This window comes from Ensifer sp. BR816 (genome assembly GCF_000378985.1).
GTDB lineage: Bacteria > Pseudomonadota > Alphaproteobacteria > Rhizobiales > Rhizobiaceae > Sinorhizobium.
Map to the genome: position 1 here is coordinate 4,956,697 of NZ_KB905370.1, position 18,389 is coordinate 4,975,085.

Genomic DNA, 18,389 nt, shown 5'->3' on the forward strand with positions numbered 1-18,389 from the left:
TATGGGATCATGTCAGATTTTTGTGCGCCGCACAATGAAACGGTTGCCGCCGTGCTGCTCAGCCCTTCCAGACCTTCGTGGGGAAACGCAGTGCCTGTTTGGCGAGCTTGCCCTTGAGGCCCAGGCAAGTGTCGCAGAGGCCGACCACATGGCGGTTCGGCTTTGCCTCCGGGCGGAGCGCGTGGAGCGCGGCCGCGGCCTCTTCCGGCTCCATGTAGCGCGCCAGAATGCCGAGCGTCAGCGCCGTCGAGCGGCCGATGCCTCTGAGACAGTGGATCAAGAGCTGGGCGTCCTCCGGCAGCCCGTCGACAAAGGCGAAGGTCGCCTCGATCGCCTCGGCGCGCGCCGCATCCGGCGCATCCGGATCGATCGTGTCGCCGAAATAGAGCTCCAGATGCCGCTCCGGCGGCAGTTCGATCATCGAAAGCAGGCGCGTTGCAGGGGCACGGATCGAGACGAGATGCGTCGGCGCCCAGTGCGCACGGTTGTGCCGTGCCTCCGTCTGCGAGCTCACGATCACCCGCACCGGCCAGCCGCTCGAATGGGCCGCATTGGTGCCGAGAACGGGCCGGTAGAGTTCGCCTTCCGTGGCCTGAGCCGCAAGCGCCATGACGACACCTCCTTGATTCGTCCTGCTCGGATCAGAGGATACCAGTGCGGCGGGAGGATCGGAATCCCGGATCAGAACCGCGTGATCACATTGATGCCGAGGTCCGTCGCACGGTCCATGGTCACCAGCGCCGGGACCGCCTCTTCCAGCGAGATTTCGCGGCCGATCAGCCGCTTCGGCTCGAGCTTACCGGCGACGATCATCGACAGCATCGCGTCGTAGCGCCAGGCCTGCATGCCGTGGCTGCCGTAGATTTCGAGCTCGTGGCCGATCACCTGCGCCATCGGGATCTGCGGCGTCGCATGTTCGGCGAGCATCAGCCCGACCTGCACATGGCGGCCGCGGCGGCGCAGGTTCTTGATCGAATTGAAGCAGGTCACGGGCGAGCCGAGCGCGTCGATCGAGACATGCGCGCCGCCACCGGTGATCTCCTTGACCGCGGCGGCGATGTCATCCGTTTCACGCGCATTGATCGCGGCGACCGCGCCGAGCGTCTGCGCAAATGCGAGCTTTTCCTCGGAAATGTCGATGGCGATCGGATTGGCGCCGAGCGCCGCGGCGATCATGATCGCCGAAAGACCGACGCCGCCGCAACCATGCACCGCCACCCATTCGCCGCCTTGGACGCGAGCCTGGTCGGCGATCGCCCGGAAGGAGGTGGCGAAGCGGCAGCCGAGGCTGGCGGCCGTGGCAAAATCCATGCTCTCCGGCAGGTGCACGAGGTTCTGGTCGGCGAAGTCGAGCGCCACATATTCGGCGAAGGAACCCCAATGGGTGAAGCCCGGCTGGAACTGTGCCTCGCAGACCTGTTGGTTGCCGGAGCGGCATTCGCCGCAGCGCCCGCAGCCGGAAACGAAGGGCACGGTCACCCGGTCGCCGACCTTGTAGCGCAGAACGCCGCGCCCGGCGGCGGCGATCGTTCCCGCCAGTTCGTGGCCGGGAACGTGCGGCAGGCGGATGTCCGGGTCGTGGCCCATCCAGCCGTGCCAGTCGCTGCGGCAGAGACCGGTCGCCTCGACCTTGATGACGACGCCGTTTTCGCTGGGGCTCGGATCGGGCAGCGTCCGGATTTCCGGCGTTTTTTCGAAGGCTTCGTAATACATCGCTTTCATCGGCGATCGGTCTCCATTTCTGTTTCGCTATTCTGGCACGCGGTGCGGGGAGGCTCCACAATGGACGCCATGACATTTTTTGATGTACCCATTCACCCTGATGCTGCTTTTTCCGGCTAGAGCAGGTGGAGCGCACAGCGAGACGAGAGGAGAGTCCGATGGCCGTCGATACATCCCCCCGATCCACCACCTGGACCTATGTCGACGGCGAATGGCTTTCCGGCAACCCGCCACTGATCGGCCCGACCTCGCACGCGATGTGGCTCGGCTCGACGGTGTTCGACGGCGCCCGCTGGTTCGACGGCATCGCCCCGGACCTCGACCTCCATTGCCAGCGCGTCAACCGATCGGCGGAGGCGCTCGGCCTGAAGCCCACCATGGCCGCAGAGGACATCGAGTCCTTGACCTTCGAGGGTGTGAAGAAGTTCGACGGAAAGACGGCAATCTACGTCAAGCCGATGTATTGGGGCGAGCATGGCTCCTGGAGCGTCGTGGCGGTCGATCCGGAATCGACGCGCTTCGCGCTGTGCCTGTTCGAGGCGCCGATGGGCAACGGCCATGCGGGATCCGCACTGACGCTTTCGCCCTTCCGCCGGCCGACGCTCGAATGCATGCCGACGGATGCCAAGGCCGGCTGCCTCTATCCCAACAATGCCCGCATCCTCCAGGAAGCGCGCTCGCGCGGCTTCGACAATGCGCTGGTGCGCGACATGCTCGGCAACATCGCCGAGACCGGCTCTTCCAACATCTTCATGGTCCGGGACGGCGTCGTCTTCACGCCGGCAGCCAACCGGACCTTCCTCGCCGGCATAACCCGCTCGCGCGTCATCGGCCTCTTGCGCGAGGCCGGTTTCGAGGTGGTCGAATCCACGCTGACGATGACCGATTTCGAGGCGGCCGACGAGATCTTCACCACCGGCAACTATTCGAAGGTCGTTCCGGTCACCCGTCTCGACGATCGCGACCTGCAGGCCGGCCCGATCACGGCCAAGGCACGCGATCTCTACATGGACTGGGCGCATTCGAGCGGTGATGTTTAGGACCACTTTCAAGGCGCAAGTTACCGGCTGACAAGGGCGGCTCGAACGGCTAGGTTGCGCACTGGCCGGAGGCGGCCAGCAGCTCGCGTCCTGACAAGGGGCATGGCGAACGCCTCCTCTGATCCTTGCTCACCGTTTAAACAGTCGGGCGAAGGCGTTGGTAATGCGGGCGCTGATGAAGACTTCGCCGTGACGAGGAAACGGAAATGCGCGACTATCGCGATGCCAAGGCCATGGCGAAGGCCCTGCGGGAGACCCTTGCCGACCACCAAATGACGGTCAGCCACAGCGAGGCGCTCGAAATCGTCGCCCGCCAGTTCGGGCTCGCCACCTGGAATATCCTATCGGCGAAGATCGAAGCTGCGGGCGCCGCCGCAGACCGCGAGATCGAATTCGAGCAGGCAGTGCCGATCGTTCGTATCTTCGACGTTGCAAAGGCGCAGGAATTCTATCTCGGCTTCCTCGGCTTCAGCGTTGACTGGGAGCACCGCTACGGCGACGATTTCCCGCTTTACACGCAGGTCTCGCGCAACGGACTGAGATTGCATCTCTCCGAACATGCGGGAGACGCGACCCCAGGCGGCAACATGTGCGTCTACATGACGGGCATTCGTGCCTTTCACACAAGGAACTGCTGGCCAAGAACCACCGCTACATGCGGCCCGGCCTCGAGGACGAGGGAACGCGGCTCGAGGTGACGGTCATCGACCCGTTCAACAATCGCATCCGTTTCATGGAACTGAAGGCGCGGTAGGCCGGTGATCCAGTCGGGGGGCGCGCGGCGATGTCCGGCGCGTGCCTCCCGAACTCGAAACCCCGCGATCGAACGTCAAGGCTCGACCGGACGGACGATTACGTCGGCGGCGGAGCGTGTCGTCGGCCCGTGATGGACCGCCTCGACATTGTTGCCATCGGGGTCCAGGACGAAGGCGGCGTAATAGCCCGGATGATAGGGGCGCTCGCCGGGTGCGCCGTTGTCCGTACCGCCATTTGCCAAGCCCGCATCGTAGAATCGCTGCACGGCGTCCCAGTCGGCGGCCTGAAAGGCGAGGTGAACGCGGCTCAGATAGCCATCGGCCTGGTCGACGAAGAACTCGTCGAATGCGAAAAATGCATCTGTCTCGTAGGTGGGCCGGTGGCCAAGCGCGCCAAGCACCGCCTGATAGAAACGCTTGCTGACGGCGAGGTCCTGGACGCGCAGATGCACGTGATCGATCAATCGTCCCTGGTGGAATTCCATTGGCTTTCTCCACTACGGCCGGCACCGGCAGATGTAGCCCGCGCCCGATACTAAACGAAGAGAGGCCAAGAAGGTTGCGCGTCGCCATTCGGCCCTGACGCGGTAACCCATGGCCGCAATGAAAGTATTTTGCGCGGCTTAGGGAAATTTTGGCACCCCATCGGTTGCCTCGCGCCAAGGCGGTGCCTATGTTCCCGCTCACAGATTTCCGTCACGAAATCCAATGCCAAGAGGAGATGCCACAATGGCTTTCGAATTGCCGAACCTTCCCTATGACTACGATGCGCTCGCGCCCTACATGTCGCGCGAGACGCTCGAATACCATCACGACAAGCATCACCTCGCCTATGTGACGAACGGCAACAAGCTCGCCGAGGAAGCCGGTCTTTCGAACCTTTCGGTGGAGGAAATCGTCAAGAAGTCCTACGGCACCAACCAGCCGCTGTTCAATAATGCCGGCCAGCACTACAACCACATCCACTTCTGGAAGTGGATGAAGAAGGGCGGCGGCGGCACCAGCCTGCCGGGCAAGCTCGACGCAGCCATCAAGTCCGATCTTGGCGGCTACGACAAGTTCCGTGCCGACTTCATTGCCGCTGGTACCGGCCAATTCGGCTCCGGTTGGGCCTGGCTGTCGGTCAAGAACGGCAAGCTCGAAATCTCCAAGACCCCGAACGGCGAAAATCCGCTCGTGCACGGCGCCTCGCCGATCCTCGGCGTCGACGTCTGGGAACATTCCTACTACATCGACTACCGCAACGCCCGCCCGAAATATCTCGAGGCTTTCGTCGACAATCTCATCAACTGGGATTACGTCCTCGAAATGTACGAGGCGGCGTCGAAGTAACCGGTTGGTGACTACGGAAGCTCGGCCCGGCGCTTGCGCCGGGCCTTTTCATTTCGGACCTCCAGGTAGAAGGTGACCGGCAGGCCGGATGAGGCAACGTTACGCACCTGCAACTTCGAGCGGCCGCACCGTGTTCGTCTTCCACCCGGCGATCCACAATTGCCTGAGCCTTTCGCCTTCACCGCGGAAGAAGGCCCCGACCGCTTCGCAGTGCTCCACCCGGTCGGCCCGGAAGTTGCGGATATCCTGGCGCAAGTCGCACCAGGCGACCATCATTGCATGCTCCGAATAGTAGATCAGCGCCAGCGGCCGCACCGTGCGTTCCGTCGTCCGCCCGAGTTCGTCGCGGTAGTCGAGCGCCAGCTTCTGCTCGTCGCGGATCGCGCGCCGGATCATGGCGAGGTCGACCGCAGGCGGCGGCGCGGCGACCGTGCCCCAGGCGTGCAGCGCCTGCGACTGGAAAACCTGGCGCAGCGGTTGAGGCACGGCGCCGGTTATTTTCCGGTTGACGCGCTGGGCCGCGCTCTTCAGTTCCTCGTCGCCGGTGCGCGCCAGCAGCGCGAGCGCCAGGACGATCGCCTCCGTCTCCTCGATCGAGAACATCAGCGGCGGCAGGTCGAAGCCCGGCCTCAGGATGTAGCCAAGGCCGCGCTCGCCTTCGATCGGCACGCGCATCGCCTGCAGGGCGACGATGTCGCGATAGATCGAGCGTGGCGTCACCTCGAGTTTCTCGGCGATCTCGGCGGCCGTGATCGGCTGCCGGGAAAGCCGCAATAGCTGGATGATCTCGAAAAGCCGCGCTGCCTTGCGCATGGCAAAAAACTCCACGAAGTCGAAACGCTCCTGACAGAACCCTGTCAGTTGGGCAGAGCTATACCACGTGACAACGGATTGAAAAATTGGTGATCCGGATCCGCACTTCCATCAAATCGCGATGAGCAACTGACATGACCTACGCAGAAAATCTCTGGCTCTTCTTCACCCTTCTCTTCGGCATCATCATCGTTCCGGGCATGGACATGGTTTTCGTGCTGGCCAATGCGATCACCGGCGGGCGCAGCTCCGGGCTCGCCGCGACGGCGGGTATCATGGCGGGCGGCGTGCTGCACACGCTCTATGCTGCGCTGGGCGTCAGCGTCCTGCTGCATCTGGTGCCGGAGCTCTTCAACGTGCTCCTCGTCGCCGGCGCGGCCTACATCGCCTGGATCGGCTTTTCGCTGCTGCGCAGTTCCATCACCATCGGCGGAGTCGAGGCGGCGGCGAAGCTCTCCCGCTGGACCAGCTTTCGACAGGGGGCGCTGACAAGCCTGATGAATCCGAAGGCCTATCTCTTCATGCTCGCCGTCTATCCGCAATTCCTGAAGCCGCAATTCGGTCCCGTCTGGTCGCAGGCTGCGGTGATGGCGCTGATGATCGCGGTGACGCAGCTTGCCGTCTATGGAGGATTGGCGCTGGCGGCCGGCCGCGGCCGCGACTTTCTGGTCGGCAGCCCGGGCACCACAATTGCCATCGGTCGTGGCGCGGGCCTGCTGCTCGTAGCCATCGCCGTCTTTACCGTCTGGCAGGGCTGGAGCGGTACTCCCTGAGTTCTTGCACCGGCTCAAGTAAATAACATGACTATGATATTCATGTTAGATGATCGTGGAAATTCCGTCGCGCCGCCAGGTATAGCGCGGCGAATTATGCTGAAATGACAAGCACATCAAATAAATGTTACTTTCGTCGCAAAGCCAAAATGCCATCATGCCGGCGCCTTCAACTGGAAGCCGCGCGAGCGGGTTCGAAAGACCGGAGACCATGATGAAGATAAGAGCTTTCATGTTTGCGGCCGTCCTCGCGGGCTTGGGTGTGACCGCCGTCACTGCCGCGGATGAGCCGCAGGCGGTCCGCCAGCAGCTGATGAAGAAGGTGGGCCAGGCCGCCGGCGCGTTGAGCGGGATCGCCAAGGGTGAAAAGCCCTATGACCAGGAGATCGTCAAGGCGTCGCTGACGACGATCAGCGAGACGGTGAAAATCTTCCCGACTCATTTCCCGGCCGGGTCGGAAACCGGCATGGAGACCGAGGCGAGCCCGAAGATCTGGCAGAACATGGATGACTTCAAGGCGAAGGCGGCCAAGCTCGGCAGCGATGCCGAAAAATTCCTCGCCGAACTGCCCGCCGACCAGGCCGGCGTTGGCGCCGCGCTTGGCATCCTCGGCAAGGATTGCGGTAGCTGTCATGAGAGTTACCGCCTGAAAAAGGAGTGACGCAGGCCGTTCGCTTCTGCGCCGGTCCGACCGGCGCATTCTTTCTGCTTCTTGCAGCCTGAGGAGAGGTGATGGGCCGGCGCGCACGAAGGCTCGTGTCTGGATTGATCATTCTGGCGCTTGCCGGTGGTGGCGTCCTTTGGTGGCTGGCGAAGCCGAAGCCCTGGGACGCCGCGCATTGGGAGGGTGTCGGCGAGCCGGATCTCGCCAACGGCGAACGGGTTTTCTGGGCCGGCGGTTGCACGAGCTGCCATGCGGCCACCGGCGCTCAGGACGACGCCCGGCTGGTGCTCTCGGGTGGCCGGCCGCTGAAGAGCCCCTTCGGGACCTTCTTCCCCCCGAATGTCTCGCCCGACGAGACGGCCGGGATCGGCGGCTGGACGCTCGCCGAGTTCGGCAACGCCATGACGCGCGGCGTCGGAAAGAATGGCGAACACCTCTATCCGTCCTTCCCCTACGGCTCCTATGCGCGGATGAGCGTCGAGGACGTCAACGATCTCTGGGGCTTTATGCAAACGCTGCCGAAAAGCGCCAATGTGGCGCCGCCGCATGATTTGCCCTTCCCGTTCAATGTCCGCCTTGCGCTCGGCGGTTGGAAGCTTCTGTACCTCACGGACGCGCCGCGCGCCGAGGTCAACACGGCCGATGCCAAGCTTGCCCACGGGCAATATCTCGTCGAAGGCCCGGGCCATTGCGGAGAGTGCCACACCCCGCGCAACGCGCTCGGCGGTTTCGAAAAGGATCGATGGCTGGCCGGCGCCCCGAACCCGGAAGGCGAGGGGCGGATTCCCGACATCACGCCCGGCTCCAAGAGCATCGGCAGCTGGAGCGCCTCCGACATCGCTTCCTACCTCGAAACAGGCTTCACGCCGGAATTCGATACGGTAAGCGGCTCCATGGTCGACGTCCAGAAGAACATGGCGAAGCTTCCCGCGTCCGACCGCGAGGCGATCGCCGCCTATCTGAAGGCGCTGCCTCCGTCATAGGTTCGGTTCAGCCGAGCTTCTGCATGTAGCGCATGCCGGTCACCGGCCGCGGCACGAAACGCTCCGACTCGTAGAAACGATGCGCCTGGAAATTGCCGGTGGCGGCGCTGACCGCCAGGTAATCGCAGCCGGCCATCTTTGCCTGTTCGCGGGCCTTGGCGACCAGATGACGGCCGATGCCGGTACCGCGATGGGCGGGGCGAACGAAGAGGTGATGCAGGTCCATGCCGCGTGCGCCCTCGGCCGCCCGGTACTGGGGAACCAGGATCGCGTATCCGATCAGCTTGCCGCCGGCCTCGGCGACGAGGGCGGTAATCCAGGGGGTGCGGCCGAAGAGGTCGCGTTCCAGCTGCTCCGAAGTGAGCGGAGCCGCGTCGCCGTGATGGGCGGCAAGCTCGGCGATCATCTCGCGCAGTTCCGGAAGATCGCGCGGCTTGGCGCAGCGGATCGTCACCATCGGCGCTCTGACGGTCGGTATGGGATGGAGGGTAGGGGTGGCGGTCTGCAGCATTCTCGGCTCCTCATGGTGTTGCCGCCATCAGGTGCCGTGAAAAACAAAAGCCGCCTGATGGCGGCCTTGTTGAATATGATCAGCAGGCCGCTCCTATCGGAACAGCCAAAAATACGCGCGGCAAATGGGTGCGTTCTTTATCATGCGCGTAGATTGTTCATTTCCGTGCCTTTGTCAACGGGCATTTCGCGACCTGCATGTGCCTCAGTGCTCGCTCTCGCACAAGGAATGGTCGGCAAGCGCCCGGATGACGTAGCAGTCGCCGATCGTGTGATCGCCGTGGCGGGCGACGATCCGCTCCAGTTCCTGCTCCAGCTTCGTAAGGCGGGCGATCTTCTCCCGTACGGTGGCAAGATGTTCGTTGGCGATGCGATCCGCCTCGCCGCAGGGTCGTTCGGGGTGTTCGCTGAGCGCCAGAAGATCACGGATCGCCTCGATTGAAAGGCCCAGATCGCGCGCGTGGCGAATGAAGGCGAGGCGCTCGAGTTGACGTTTCTCGTAGCGCCGCTGGTTGCCTTCCGAACGCTCCGGCGCCGCGATGAGCCCCATTTGCTCGTAGTAGCGGATCGTTGGGATTTTCACGCCCGTTCGCCGCGAGAGGTCACCGATCGAATACACGTGCACTCCATAGCTATAGGTTCTGGAGCTATATATGTTCGCCGGAGCCAGCATCAAGGCGCTAACCCGGGGAACCGTCGATCCCGGCACGCGTGCTTGGTCGAGCACAAGGCTGCCACATTCCATGAATAGCCAATCAAAGCGTCCGCGATGGCGCGAAATTAATATTCGATATCAATAATTTAGTCATGTCGGCTGCAGATGCGCCGACTGCACGGAGGAATGACATGTCGATCACTCGCCGCACGATGCTGACGGCAACCGCGCTGCTCTATCCTGCTTTGATGGTGCCAGCGCCGACAATGGCTGCTGCTGGAACGGATGATGACGTCACGAGCCGGCTCGCCGCGCTCGAAAAGCGCACCGGCGGGCGCCTTGGCGTCGCCGTGCTCGACACAGAGACCAACATCTCCTTCGGCCACCGGCAGACCGAGCGCTTCGCCATGTGCTCGACCTTCAAGGCGCTTGCGGCGGCATGCGCGCTCGCCCGAGTCGACCGCGGCGAGGAAAAGCTTGAGCGGCGGATCACCTTCGGCAAGGACGTCCTGCTCCCCCATTCGCCGGTGACGGAGAAGTATGCGGGGGGCAATGGCATGACGGTGGCGGAACTCTGCGACGCCGCGATCACCATCAGCGACAACGCCGCGGCGAACCTGCTGCTCGAAAGCTTCGGCGGTCCGGCCGGCCTGACCGCCTGGCTGCGGTCGATCGGCGACAAGACGACGCGCCTCGACCGGACGGAGCCGGATCTCAACGAAGCCAAATTCGGCGATCCGCGCGACACGACGACACCGGCCGCGATGCTCGAAACGCTCGGCAAGCTCGCCTTCGGCTCGGTCCTGTCGGAAGGCTCGCGCCAGCAGCTTGTCGAATGGATGGTCGCCAATACGACGGGTGATGCACGTCTGCGCGCCGGCCTGCCGGGGGACTGGCGGATCGGCGACAAGACCGGCACGAGTTCGACCGGCGCCGTCTCCGATATTGCCTTTGCGGTGCCGAAGGGTCGCGGCCCGATCCTGATCAGCGTCTATACCGGCGAGGCGACGGTGAAGCCGGCAGAGCTTAATCCGGTCTTTGCTGAAGTCGGCAAGATTGTCGCTGGCATGGTCTGAGGCTTGGTCGGCGCCGAGCGGGGCGCTTGGCCTCGCGGCAGCCGGCGGTTATCAGGGCAGTGTGTAGGCAATCACATAGTCGCCGGGCTTGGTGCCGACGGAGCCGTGCCCGCCCGCGACCATCAGCAGATACTGCTTGTCGCCGACCATATAGGTCATCGGGGTTGCCTGGCCGCCGGCCGGAAGCCGCGCCTGCCAGAGCTGGTCGCCGGTGGTGAGGTCATAGGCCCTCAGGAAATTGTCAACCGTTGCGCCGAGAAAGGCGATGCCGCCCTTGGTGACGATCGGACCGCCGATACCCGGAACGCCGAGCCGGAAAGGAAGCGGCAGCGGCGTCATGTCGTAGACCGTGCCGTTCTTGTGCTTGTAGGCGGTCCTGCCGGTCCGGAGATCGGCGCCCGCGACATAACCCCAGGGCGGCGCCTGGCAGGGTATCTGCAGTGGGCCGAGAAACGGACCCATGTAGACACCGTAGGGCGCCCCCTCGTTGCGGTTGAGGCCTTGTTCGCTGCCCTTTTCGCCTTCGCCCTTGGGAGGGATCTCTTCGCGCGGGACGAGCCGCGAGGTGAAGGCGAGATAGGTGGGCATTCCGAACATCACCTGGCGCTCCGGATCGACGGCGACCGAGCCCCAGTTGAATGTGCCGAAATTGCCGGGGTAGACGAGCGTTCCTTCGAGCGAGGGCGGCGTATAGCGCCCTTCATACTTCAACGAGAGAAATTCGATCCGGCAGGCGAGTTGGTCGAACATGGTAATCCCCCACATGTCGCGCTCCCGAAGCGGCGGCGGCATGAAGGTGAGGCCGGAGACCGGCTGGGTCGGGGCTGTGAAATCCTCGGCGATCGCGCCGCCGGGAGCGGGCACTTCCTCGACCCGAATGATCGGCTCTCCACTGCGCCGGTCGAGCACATAGATATCGCCCTGCTTGGTCGGCCCGACGAGCGCCGGAACGACGCTTCCATCTTGTCTGGTTATGTCGATGAGGGCCGGCTGTGCCGGCACGTCCATGTCCCAGAGGTCGTGATGCACGGTCTGCCTGACCCAGCGAACCGCGCCGGTATTGATGTCGAGGGCGACGATCGAAGAGGAATATTTCTCCACATGCTGGCTGCGGCCCATGCCAAGCTGATCGGGCACCTGGTTGCCGAGCGGGATATAGATGAGCCCGAGACCTTCGTCGACGGAGGAGACCGACCAGCTGTTCGGCGAGTTCGTCGTATAGAACTGACCGGGCGGCAGCGGTGCCGTCTCATCGGGATTGCCGCTGTCCCAGTTCCAGACGAGCGCCCCGGTATTGATGTCGAAGGCGCGGATGACGCCGGACTGTTCCTGGGTCGAATAATTGTCGTTGACGGCGCCGCCGACGATGATCTTGCCGGCAGCGGCAACCGGCGGCGACGTCGAATAGTAATAGCCGGCGGGATTGTAGCGCATGCCCTGTTCGAGGTGCAGAACGCCCTGGTCGGCAAAGCCGGTGCAGATCGTGCCGTTGGCGGCATCGAGCGCGATCAGCCGGGCGTCCGAGGTCGGCAGGTAGATGCGCTCGGCACAAGGGCCGCCGGGGACAGCCGATGGATCCGCCCAATAGGTGACGCCGCGGCAAGTCTGGTGCTGGCGGTCAGGGTTCAGGCCGGAGTTCGAATCATATTTCCACTTCTCCTTGCCCGTTGCGGCGTCGAGCGCGATCGCCCAATTGTGCGGTGTGCAGAGATAGAGGGTGTCCTTCACCTTCAAGGGGGTCACCTGATAGGTGGTCTCGCCGATGTCATCCGGAAGTTTCACGTCCCCCGTCTGGTATTGCCACGCGACCTTCAGGGTGGTGACGTTTTCCCGGTGGATCTGGGCGAGTGGCGAATAGCGCTGGCCGTAGAGTGTGCGGCCGTAGTGGTGCCACTCGCCGGTCGGCACGTTGCCTCCGACATTCGGGGCGGCGGTGACGATGTCGGTCGGCAGCTCGCCGCGAATGTCATGGATATCCCGCGTCATGGCGTAGACCGCGACGCCGATCGCGATCAGGCTGGCAAGCGCAAGCGGCCAGGCACCGGCGCTGTAGCGATCGCCCGAGGGGCTGACGAAACCGAGTGGGCGCCGGATCCAGGGCGTCAGCAGCCAGAAACCCAAGAGGATGATGACGCCGCCGCGCGGGCCGAGCTGCCACCAGTCGAAGCTCACTTCCCAAACGGCCCAGGCGAGCGAGCCGAGGATAACCAGCGTGTGAACCCAGAGCGCCGCGGCATTCTTGCGGAAGAGCAGCAATCCCGTGAGCAGGAATGCCAGGCCGGTGATGAGGTAGTACGGACTGCCGCCAAGCCAGATGAGCCTCGCCCCTCCCGCACCGAGCGCGAGACCGATCAGTGCGAAGAAAAAGGCCGTCAGGACAATGGGCATCAATTCGGACTCCCGAGACGAAGAGCGTGCGAGCGGCGCGACCGATCTGCGGGCCGACCCCAATGGGCCTGAAAGAGGGGACGATTTCGCCGCGGCATAGGTCGCGATCGTTCCGTCTCTGGGGGCGGGCGATTGGCAGTGCCGCCTGAAGAGTTAAAGCGACACGGATGCCTTTCAATGGTTGCAATTCAGGGGTCCGCGAAAATATGTTGCCCGCTATGAGTTAGGGCACGCGCGGGCTAGGTACCGCAAAACGTCTGCTGCACCTCTTCTTCGGGGCTCGGCGGTTCGGCGTAGCGGGCCTGTTCGGGGCGGTCCTCGTAAGGTTTCGAGGTGACATCGAGGAGCGCCTCGAAGAGCGAGAAGTCGGCGTCACGGATCGCTGCATCGATCGCCTGCTCTACGCGGTGGTTGCGTGGAATGAAGGCGGGATTGACGTCCCGCATCGCCTTCGCCCGCTCGGCCGGTGCTGACGCCTCGCGTTCGAGCCGGCGGCGCCAATCCGCGAGCCAGGGGGAAAGCGCCTCCGGATTGGCGAAAAGAGCGGCAAGCTGCCCGTCGGCCTGCGTGTCCTCCGCAGAAGCGGCGAGGCGCCGGAAGGTTAGCGTGAAATCTGAATTTCCCTTGTGCATGAGCGTCAAGAACGACTGTATGCGTTCCAGATCACCATCTTCCGCCGTCGAAAGCCCGATCTTGCGGCGCATGCCGTCGAGCCAATGGGTTTGGAAAATCGTTCCGTATTCCCCAAGCGCGTCGTTGGCGAGGTTGACGGCAATGTCTGCGGTAGGGTCGAAGAGCGTCACGAGCGTTTCGGCAAGCCGAGCGAGGTTCCACTGGCCGATGGCCGGTTGATTGGCATAGGCGTAGCGTCCGAACTGATCGATCGAGCTGAAGACCTTCTTCGGATCGTAGGCGTCCATGAAGGCGCAGGGTCCGAAGTCGATCGTCTCGCCGGAAATCGTCATGTTGTCGGTGTTCATCACGCCGTGAATGAAGCCGACGTGCAGCCAGCGCGCAATCAGTGCCGCCTGGCGAGCCGACACCGCCTTGAGAAGGCCGAGATAGGGGTTGTCGTTGGTCTTCAGTTCCGGGTAGTGGCGGTCGATCACGTAGTCGGCCAGCGCCTTCACCGAGTCCATGTCGCCGCGTGCGGCGAAGTACTGGAACGTCCCGACGCGGATATGGCTGGCCGCGACCCGGGTGAAGACGGCACCGGGGAGGATCTGTTCGCGATAGACGGCCTGGCCCGTCACCGTCGCGGCAAGCGCACGGGTGGTCGGCACGCCAAGCGCATGCATCGCTTCGCTGATGATATATTCGCGCAGCACCGGCCCGAGTGCTGCACGACCGTCGCCGCGGCGCGAATAGGGTGTCTGACCCGATCCCTTGAGCTGGATGTCACGGCGTTTGCCGCTGCGGTCGACCACTTCACCGAGCAGGATGGCGCGGCCGTCGCCGAGTTGCGGGACGAAGGTGCCGAACTGGTGCCCGGCATAGGCCATGGCGAGCGGCTCCGCCCCTGGCGGAACCGCGTTGCCCGAAAAGATCGCTGCGCCGTCGCGCTCGAGCGCTGCAATGTCGAGGCGCAGTTCTTCTGCGAGCGGTCGGTTGAGCTTGATCAGCCAAGGCTCCGCCACGGGCGTCGGCTCGACCCGGGCGGAGAAATTCGCCGGCAATCGCGCATAGCTGTTGTCGAAGGGAAACGGGGCCTTCTTCGGTCCCGATTGCGGCGATACGTCGTTCATCACACTCCAGCGACCCTGCCAAACCACGGGCCGCCCTTTCCCGACAACTCTACACGAGCGGTCCATGTTTCGCGAGGGTCGGGATATTCCTCCCACCGCAGGGGCGGGAGGAGTTTTCCGGCGATCAGGCAGTGAGCGCCGGCGCTGGCAGGCAGGCCTCGCAGATCGCCGCAATGTGGCGGTGGTCGGTGCCGCAGCAGCCGCCCAGGACGCGCAAATGCGGCAAGCGGCCGGTGAGCGAGCGATAGCGCCGCGCGAGATCGTTCATATCGCCTATGTCCAATGTCTCGCTCTCATCGAGCTCGGCATGGCTCTTCGTCGAGGCGTTGGCGCGGATGCCGCCGATCCGCCGCACCCAGGCCCGTCCCTGATCGAGACTGCCTTCGAAATGGCTCGGATGTGCGCAGTTGATCATGTAGTAGTGCGGATAGCCTTCGGTTTCCGCGTCCACCGTTTCGATCGCTTCCTGCAGGGTACTCCCCGTCACGAGCCGGCCGTCGGTTTCGACCGTGAAAGAGATGGCGCAGGGCATGCCGTGGTTCCTGGCTGCTCGTGCCACGCCGATCGCCTCGTCGATATTCGTCATGGTGACCGCCGTGACCATGTCTGCTTCGCTGTCAGCGAAGGCGGCGACCTGGGCGGCGTGATATTCCTCGGCCTCGGCCGCATTCATCCGGCCGGCCTTGTAGCCATCACCGCGTGGACCGATGACGCCATTGAAGATCATCGGCGCCTCCGGCCGCTCGTATTGCGCGCGAAGTTCGGTGAGCAGGTAGACCGCGTCTTGGTTGACCTGCCTCAGCGCCTCGGCGTCATAGCCAAGTTGCTCGCCCCAGTCGGCATTGGCCCGCCAGGTGGCCGCGTCGAGCACGAAACCGGTGCCGTGGCGTCGCGCGATCTCCAGATAGCGCGTGTAGTAGCGCAACAATTGCCGGCGGCCCTCCGGCGACGACAGGAGGACGAAAGACGCGAAATGCGGCAGATCGGCTCCCTCGTGAAAGATCAGCGCCGTTTCCATGCCGCCGTCACTGAGGAAAGTGCCGCCCCGTAGAAGCGGCAGGTTGTGTCGGTATTTGGAGATTTCGTGTTGCATCGCTCCCTCCTTCTTTGCCGACGCTCCGGCACGAGGTCGAAGAATTCCGCTATTTTATTATTTGCTAAAATAACGGGCTCGGCGCGCACTATTGCGCAATTATCCGCATACCGATGTTACATTCGGAACTTGCCGTAGGATTTGAGGCGACAGGGGAACGGCTGCTGTAGCGGCCCGGCCCGCGGGGCCGCTCAGGCGCCTTCGCCCTCTAGAGCCGCGGCGAGTTCCGCCAGCTTGCATACGGTGTTGAGATTGCGCGCCGTGCCCGATTTCAGCGCAGGCAGCTTGAGCTTCGACCGACCCGATCCATTCGGATAGTGGATATAGATTTCCCGCCCGTCGATCTTCACCTCTTCTCCATCCGGTGCAACGAGCTTGTCGAGCGCGTCCGCGGCGGGTGCTTCCGGGAGAAATGCGACGAGCAGGAAATTCGGCTTGGCGTCCGGAAACGGCGCCTTTGCTGCGACCGCCTCGAGGTCACGCCGGCTGCGCAGCAAGACGCCGGGCGTCTTGCCCATCTTCGCCGTCAGCGCTTTCTCGAGCCTCGTCTGAACCTCGCCTTCGGCAAGCTCGGAGCGGAAGAGCACGTTGCCGCTCTGGATGTAGGTCTTGACGTCGGCGAAGCCGAGGCCCTCGCAGAGAGACCTCAGCTCCGCCATGGGAAGCGTGCCGGTGCCGCCGACATTGACGGCCCTCAGCAGTGCGACATAGACCGGCACAGGTGGTCCTCCTACATCTTGCCGGCGACCTTGATGGCGAAGGCGTATTCGAAAGCGATCTCCTCCAGCCGCTGGAAGCGTCCGGAGGCACCGCCGTGCCCGGCATCCATGTTGGTCTTCAACAGGATCGGCTCGCTGCCGCTCGTCTTGTCCCGCAGCCTGGCGACCCACTTCGCCGGTTCCCAATAGGTGACGCGCGGATCGGTCAGGCCGCCGAGCGCCAGGATGGCCGGGTAAGGTTTGGCATCCACATTGTCATAGGGTGAGTAGTCGGCAATGATGCTGTAGAACTCCTTGTTCTCGATCGGGTTGCCCCATTCCGGCCATTCCGGCGGCGTCAACGGCAGCGTGTCGTCCAGCATGGTGTTCAGGACGTCGACGAAGGGGACGGCGGCGATGATGCCCTTGAACTTTTCCGGCGCCATGTTGGCGATTGCGCCCATCAGCATGCCGCCGGCAGAGCCGCCTTCGGCCACGATGTTGGCGTAGGATGTGAACTTCTCTTGATTCAGATAGTCGGCGGCGGCGATGAAGTCCTTGAAGGTATTCACCTTCTTCGCCATCTTGCCGTCTTCGTACCATTGAAAGCCCTTGTCCTTGCCGCCGCGGATATGGGCGATGGCATAGACGAAGCCGCGGTCGACAAGCGACAGGCAATTGGTGTTGAAGCTGGCCGGAATGGTGATGCCGTAGGCGCCATAGCCGTAGAGCAGGCAGGGGGCAGACCCATCGAGTGGCGTGTCCTTGCGATAGAGCAGCGTCACCGGAACTTCGGTACCGTCCGAAGCCGGGGCGAAGACACGGCGGGTCACGTAGTCGTCGGGATCGTGGCCGGAGGGCACTTCCTGGGTCTTCAAAAGCGTGCGCTCGCGCGTCGCCATGTTGTAGTCGAAGAGCTGCGAGGGCGTCGTCATCGACGAATAGGAGAAGCGGATGACGTCGGTGTCGTATTCGGCTGCCCCCGAGAGCCCCAGCGAATAGGCTTCCTCGGCAAAGGCGATCGCATGTTCCTCACCGGTCTCCCGGTCGCGAATGACGATTTCCGGCAGCCCCTCGCGGCGCTGCAGCCAGATGAGATGGCGGGCATAGGCCATGTGGCTGAGGATCAGCGTGCCCGGGCGGTGCGGCACCACCTCGCGCCAGTTCTGCTTCTGCGGCGCTTCCACCGGCGCTTCCATGATCTTGAAATCCTTGGCGCCGTCGGCATTGGTGAGAATGTAGAAGACCTCGCCGCCCTCGGTCATCGAATATTCGAGACCGGTAACGCGTTTGACCACGATTTGCGGCTCGGCCGTCAAATCCTTGGTCGAAAGCAGCCGGTATTCGCTGGTCTCGTGATCATGGATGTCGATATAGATGAAGTCGTCGAGCAGTGAGCCGCCGACCGACATGAAAAAGCCGGGGTCCATTTCCTCATAGACGAGCCGGTCCTCAGACTGCGGCGTGCCGAGGACATGGTGGTAGATTTTTGACGGCCGGTGGTTCTCGTCGAGGACGGTATAGAAGAAGCTCTTGCCGTTCGGCGCCCAGGCGCCGCCGCCGCCGGTATTCTCGACCACGTCGGCAAGGTCCTCACCGGTCGCAAGATCGCGCACCCTCAGCGTGAAATATTCCGATCCCTTGTCGTCATAGCCCCAGATGCCGCGGGTATGGTCGCTCGAATGGTCGAGGCCGGCGATGCGGAAGTAAGCCTTGCCCCCGGCTTCCTTGTCGCCGTCGAGCAGCACCTCTCGGATCGTCTCGTCACTGGCCGAGCCGTCGCGCGGGATACGGAAATAGCGCGGATGCTCGCCGCCCTTCACGTAGGACGTTCCATAGGCAAAGGCGCCGTCCTTCATCGGCACGGAGGAGTCGTCCTCCTTGATGCGGCCGCGCATTTCGGCAAACAGCGCCTTCTGCAGATCCTTGGTGTCCGCCATCGCGGCGTTCATGTACTCGTTCTCCGCCTTGAGGTGGCGGCGGATCTCCGGGTCGAGGATCGACGGATCCTTGAACATCGCCTGCCAGTTGTCGGCCCTCAGCCAGGCGTAGTCATCGGTCCGGTTGATGCCGTGGCGCGTATCCGTGAGCGGCTTCTTACGAGCGACGGGCGCGGCGGGCAGGTTCTTGAAAACGGACAAG

At 63.5% G+C, this 18,389-nt stretch carries 17 protein-coding genes and 1 pseudogene; 7 read left to right on the forward strand and 11 right to left on the reverse strand.

Going from position 1 to position 18,389, the window contains the following annotated elements; translation table 11 throughout:
* Window positions 1–58: 58 nt before the first annotated feature.
* Together RHIBR816_RS0123755 and RHIBR816_RS0123760 are read right to left on the reverse strand one after the other, a co-directional pair.
* A complete protein-coding gene (locus RHIBR816_RS0123755; protein ID WP_018239101.1) occupies window positions 59–610 on the reverse strand; it encodes a phosphatase in 552 nt (183 codons plus the stop codon).
* 71 nt (window positions 611–681) lie between these two features.
* A complete protein-coding gene (locus RHIBR816_RS0123760) occupies window positions 682–1,722 on the reverse strand; it encodes a zinc-dependent alcohol dehydrogenase family protein (RefSeq protein WP_026187363.1) in 1,041 nt (346 codons plus the stop codon).
* A 158-nt stretch (window positions 1,723–1,880) separates the two neighbouring features.
* On the opposite strand from RHIBR816_RS0123760, the gene RHIBR816_RS0123765 reads away from it, so the two are divergent.
* Complete coding sequence (locus RHIBR816_RS0123765) at window positions 1,881–2,762, forward strand: branched-chain amino acid aminotransferase (protein WP_018239103.1); 882 nt, start codon at window positions 1,881–1,883, stop codon at window positions 2,760–2,762.
* 206 nt (window positions 2,763–2,968) lie between these two features.
* A pseudogene (locus RHIBR816_RS34570) lies at window positions 2,969–3,516 on the forward strand (glyoxalase superfamily protein).
* Window positions 3,517–3,591: 75 nt separating this feature from the next.
* On the opposite strand, the gene RHIBR816_RS0123775 reads toward RHIBR816_RS34570, so the two are convergent.
* Window positions 3,592–4,002 (reverse strand): VOC family protein, encoded by a 411-nt coding sequence (locus RHIBR816_RS0123775; protein ID WP_018239105.1) that lies wholly within the window; start codon window positions 4,000–4,002, stop codon window positions 3,592–3,594.
* 244 nt (window positions 4,003–4,246) lie between these two features.
* Between RHIBR816_RS0123775 and RHIBR816_RS0123780 the strand changes: the two genes are divergently transcribed.
* Window positions 4,247–4,849: a superoxide dismutase gene (locus RHIBR816_RS0123780; protein WP_018239106.1), complete on the forward strand. Its 603-nt coding sequence runs from the start codon at window positions 4,247–4,249 to the stop codon at window positions 4,847–4,849.
* Window positions 4,850–4,948: 99 nt separating this feature from the next.
* On the opposite strand, the gene RHIBR816_RS0123790 is transcribed toward RHIBR816_RS0123780, so the two are convergent.
* Window positions 4,949–5,662: a YafY family protein gene (locus RHIBR816_RS0123790; protein ID WP_018239108.1), complete on the reverse strand. Its 714-nt coding sequence runs from the start codon at window positions 5,660–5,662 to the stop codon at window positions 4,949–4,951.
* A 134-nt stretch (window positions 5,663–5,796) separates the two neighbouring features.
* Between RHIBR816_RS0123790 and RHIBR816_RS0123795 the strand changes: the two genes are divergently transcribed.
* From RHIBR816_RS0123795 to RHIBR816_RS0123810, 3 genes are all read left to right on the forward strand, one after another.
* The gene (locus tag RHIBR816_RS0123795) at window positions 5,797–6,435 is read left to right on the forward strand and encodes a LysE family translocator (RefSeq protein WP_018239109.1); all 639 of its coding nucleotides are present in this window, start codon (window positions 5,797–5,799) and stop codon (window positions 6,433–6,435) included.
* Between the two features lie 214 nt (window positions 6,436–6,649).
* Window positions 6,650–7,096 (forward strand): cytochrome c, encoded by a 447-nt coding sequence (locus RHIBR816_RS0123805; protein WP_026187364.1) that lies wholly within the window; start codon window positions 6,650–6,652, stop codon window positions 7,094–7,096.
* A gap of 71 nt (window positions 7,097–7,167) precedes the next feature.
* Window positions 7,168–8,082, forward strand: coding sequence for a cytochrome c (locus RHIBR816_RS0123810; protein ID WP_018239112.1), 915 nt, complete (start codon window positions 7,168–7,170; stop codon window positions 8,080–8,082).
* Window positions 8,083–8,089: 7 nt separating this feature from the next.
* Here the strand turns inward: RHIBR816_RS0123810 and RHIBR816_RS0123815 are convergent, their stop codons facing one another.
* Complete coding sequence (locus tag RHIBR816_RS0123815) at window positions 8,090–8,593, reverse strand: GNAT family N-acetyltransferase (RefSeq protein WP_018239113.1); 504 nt, start codon at window positions 8,591–8,593, stop codon at window positions 8,090–8,092.
* A 204-nt stretch (window positions 8,594–8,797) separates the two neighbouring features.
* Window positions 8,798–9,211, reverse strand: coding sequence for a helix-turn-helix domain-containing protein (locus RHIBR816_RS0123820; protein ID WP_018239114.1), 414 nt, complete (start codon window positions 9,209–9,211; stop codon window positions 8,798–8,800).
* Window positions 9,212–9,438: 227 nt separating this feature from the next.
* On the opposite strand from RHIBR816_RS0123820, the gene bla reads away from it, so the two are divergent.
* Entirely contained in the window at window positions 9,439–10,323 is an 885-nt protein-coding gene (gene bla, locus RHIBR816_RS0123825) for a class A beta-lactamase (protein ID WP_018239115.1), read from the forward strand.
* Between the two features lie 51 nt (window positions 10,324–10,374).
* Here the strand turns inward: bla and RHIBR816_RS0123830 are convergent, their stop codons facing one another.
* The 5 genes from RHIBR816_RS0123830 to RHIBR816_RS0123850 form a co-directional block, all read right to left on the reverse strand.
* Complete coding sequence (locus RHIBR816_RS0123830) at window positions 10,375–12,711, reverse strand: glucose/quinate/shikimate family membrane-bound PQQ-dependent dehydrogenase (protein ID WP_018239116.1); 2,337 nt, start codon at window positions 12,709–12,711, stop codon at window positions 10,375–10,377.
* 239 nt (window positions 12,712–12,950) lie between these two features.
* On the reverse strand, window positions 12,951–14,456 hold the full coding sequence (locus tag RHIBR816_RS0123835; RefSeq protein WP_018239117.1) for a YdiU family protein: 1,506 nt from the start codon (window positions 14,454–14,456) through the stop codon (window positions 12,951–12,953).
* Between the two features lie 124 nt (window positions 14,457–14,580).
* Window positions 14,581–15,537, reverse strand: a complete 957-nt coding sequence (locus RHIBR816_RS0123840; RefSeq protein WP_026187365.1) for a homocysteine S-methyltransferase family protein — start codon at window positions 15,535–15,537, stop codon at window positions 14,581–14,583.
* Window positions 15,538–15,740: 203 nt separating this feature from the next.
* Window positions 15,741–16,268: a DUF1697 domain-containing protein gene (locus tag RHIBR816_RS0123845; RefSeq protein ID WP_018239119.1), complete on the reverse strand. Its 528-nt coding sequence runs from the start codon at window positions 16,266–16,268 to the stop codon at window positions 15,741–15,743.
* 11 nt (window positions 16,269–16,279) lie between these two features.
* Entirely contained in the window at window positions 16,280–18,388 is a 2,109-nt protein-coding gene (locus RHIBR816_RS0123850) for a S9 family peptidase (RefSeq protein WP_018239120.1), read from the reverse strand.
* Window position 18,389: the final 1 nt, after the last annotated feature.